The organism is Streptomyces hainanensis (genome assembly GCF_004348415.1).
GTDB lineage: Bacteria > Actinomycetota > Actinomycetes > Streptomycetales > Streptomycetaceae > Streptomyces > Streptomyces hainanensis.
The window spans coordinates 1-2,672 of sequence record NZ_SMKI01000700.1; the positions used below are offsets into that span (position 1 = coordinate 1).

3 protein-coding genes are annotated in these 2,672 nt (G+C 73.1%); 1 reads left to right on the forward strand and 2 read right to left on the reverse strand.

The window, feature by feature from the left end:
- Window positions 1-25 precede the first annotated feature (25 nt).
- Both E1283_RS34875 and E1283_RS34880 read right to left on the reverse strand, forming a co-directional pair.
- Window positions 26-817, reverse strand: coding sequence for an ABC transporter permease (locus tag E1283_RS34875; protein ID WP_132822175.1), 792 nt, complete (start codon window positions 815-817; stop codon window positions 26-28).
- The gene (locus tag E1283_RS34880; RefSeq protein WP_132822176.1) at window positions 814-1,791 is read right to left on the reverse strand and encodes an ATP-binding cassette domain-containing protein; all 978 of its coding nucleotides are present in this window, start codon (window positions 1,789-1,791) and stop codon (window positions 814-816) included. The genes E1283_RS34875 and E1283_RS34880 overlap by 4 nt, the downstream gene beginning before the upstream one ends.
- An 89-nt stretch (window positions 1,792-1,880) precedes the next feature.
- Between E1283_RS34880 and E1283_RS34885 the strand changes: the two genes are divergently transcribed.
- Window positions 1,881-2,642, forward strand: coding sequence for a TetR/AcrR family transcriptional regulator (locus E1283_RS34885; protein WP_165956357.1), 762 nt, complete (start codon window positions 1,881-1,883; stop codon window positions 2,640-2,642).
- The last annotated feature ends 30 nt before the right edge of the window (window positions 2,643-2,672 follow it).

Sequence of the window (2,672 nt, forward strand, 5' to 3'; positions counted from 1 at the left end):
GTCCTCCCCCCGCTCCCGCCCCGGGTCAGTCGCCCAGCCGCTGGTAGGAGCGGATCGCCAGCGTGGCGAAGACCGCGGTCAGCAGCACCGGCCAGGCGATCGCCAGCGCGAGTGCGTGCTCGGTGGCCCAACCGCCCCCGCCGAGGCCCGGATTGCCGAACAGCTCGCGGATCGCCGTCACCGTGGCCGACAGCGGGTTCCACTCCGAGACGGCGCCGAGCCAGCCCGGCATCAGCTCGGGCGCCACGAAGACGTTGGAGAGCGCGGTCATCGGGAACGCCAGCGGGAACACGATCGCCCCCACCGTGTCCGGATTCCCCAGCGCCAGGCCCAGGTAGATCCCGATCCAGGTGATCGCGACCCGCAGCGCCAGCACCAGCGCGACGGCCAGCAGCGCCCGGCCGACGCCGCGGTGGAACTCCCAGCCCACCAGCAGCCCGCAGACCACGAGCACCGTCATCTCCAGCATCGCCCGCAGCAGGTCGGCGACGCCCCGCCCGGTGAGCAGCGCGGTGCGCGCCACCGGCATGGAGCGGAACCGGTCCACCACGCCGCGCCCCACGTCGACGGCCACCGCGCTCCCGGTGGCGCCCATCCCGTAGAGCATCGTCATGGCGAAGACGCCGGGGAGCAGGAACTCCCGGTAGCCGCCGCCGTCCGGCACGGTCATGCCGCTGCCGAAGACGTAGCCGAAGACCAGCACGAACATGATGGGCAGCGCGAAGTAGAGGATCAGTTCCTCGGGGCTGCGCGCCAGGTGTGCCATGTTGCGGCGCGTCATGATCAGGCCGTCCGCGACGGCCACCCTGGCCCTCATGCCGCCACCTCCGCCCGGGGCGCCGAGCGCTCGCCGGTGAGGTGCAGGAACGCCTCGTCCAGGGTGGGACGCCGGGTGCCGATGTCCTCGACGCCGATCCCCGCGTCGTGCAGGGCGCGCACCACCTCGGTGAGCGCCGCCACCCGGTCCCGGACGGCGACGCTGACCCGCCGGGTGTCGGGGTCGGTCTCCGGCGGGTGTCCTTCACCGACCCTGGCCACCAGCTCGGCGACCGCGGCGAGCTGCCCCCGGTGCCGGACGACGACCTCCACCCGGTCGCCGCCGATCAGGCCCTTCAGCGTGTCCGGGGTGCCCTCGGCTACCACCCGTCCGCCGTCGATCACCGCGATCCGCTCGGCCAACTGGTCCGCCTCCTCCAGGTACTGGGTGGTGAGCAGCACCGTGGTGCCGCCCGCGACCAGCGAACGGACCGCGTCCCAGACCTGGTTGCGGCTGCGCGGGTCGAGGCCGGTGGTCGGCTCGTCGAGGAACAGCACCTCGGGGGTGCGGATCAGGCTGGCCGCCAGGTCGAGGCGGCGACGCATGCCGCCCGAGTACTGCCCGGCGCCGCGCCCGGCCGCCGCGGTCAGGTCGAAGCGCTCCAGCAGCTCGTCGGCGCGGCGGCGGGCCGCCCGGGGGCCGAGTTTGAAGAGCCGGCCGAACATCACCAGGTTCTGCCGGCCGGTCAACTGCTCGTCCACCGCCGCGTACTGGCCGGTCAGGCCGATCGACGCGCGCACCAGCTCCGGCTCGCGGGTGACGTCGTGGCCGCAGACCACGGCCCGGCCGGAGTCGAGCCGCATCAGGGTGGCCAGCGCCCGCACCGCCGTCGTCTTGCCGGCGCCGTTCGGCCCGAGCAGCCCGTAGACCATGCCGGTCGGCACGGCCAGGTCGAGCCCGTCGAGCGCCTGATGGCCCGAGCTCCCCCCGTAGCGCTTGCGCAGCCCCTCCGCCGCTATCGCGTGGTCGGGCATGTCCGCCCCCCTCTAACTATGTACACCGTACAGTTTGTATGTACACCGTACATGGTTCTAGGATCGTGTCAAACGACGACGGGAGTGGGATGGCTGCGGAGCGGGGGAGCGGGCGCGACCCGGCGTACCTGATGGATCTGTTGTGGCGCACCCAGCCGTCGGGCAGCCGGGGGCCGCGCGGCAGCCTGAGCGTGGACCGGGTGGTGGCGGCCGCGGTGGAGATCGCCGACACCGAGGGGATCGCCGGCGTCTCCATGCGCCGGGTCGCCGAGCGGCTGGGCGTCACCACGATGTCGCTCTACAACTACGTCCCGAGCAAGGACGACCTGCTCGACCTGATGTTCGACATGGCGGCGGGGGAGCCCGACCCGACCGACTGGCCGGACGACTGGCGCGGCGGCCTCACCGCCTTCGCCATGGCCCAGCGCCAGGCGCTGCTCGCCCGCCCCTGGATGCTCGACGTGCCCATCAGCGCGCCACCGATGGGCCCCAGCAACCTCGCCTGGATGGAGGCCGCGCTCTCCATCATGGACGACACCCCGCTCACCGAGGGCGACATGATGGGCGTGCTGTCCATCCTCAGCGGCCACGTGCTCAACGAGGCCCGTCTCCAGGTGACGATGGAGCGGGCCACCCCGCGTCTCGGCGTCGAGTACGCCGACTGGAACGTCCTCTACGGACAGATGCTCGCCCGGGCCGCCGCCTCCGGCAGCTATCCGACGGTGGCCAGGGTGGCGGCGAAGGCCTTCACGGAGGAGGAGAGCGGCGGCCCGGACGCCGACTTCCGCTACGGCGTCGACTACGTGCTCGACGGCGCGGCGGCCCTGATGCGCGCCCGCCAGGCCGGCTAAGCGCCGTCCGGGGGTTTCCCCCCACCCACC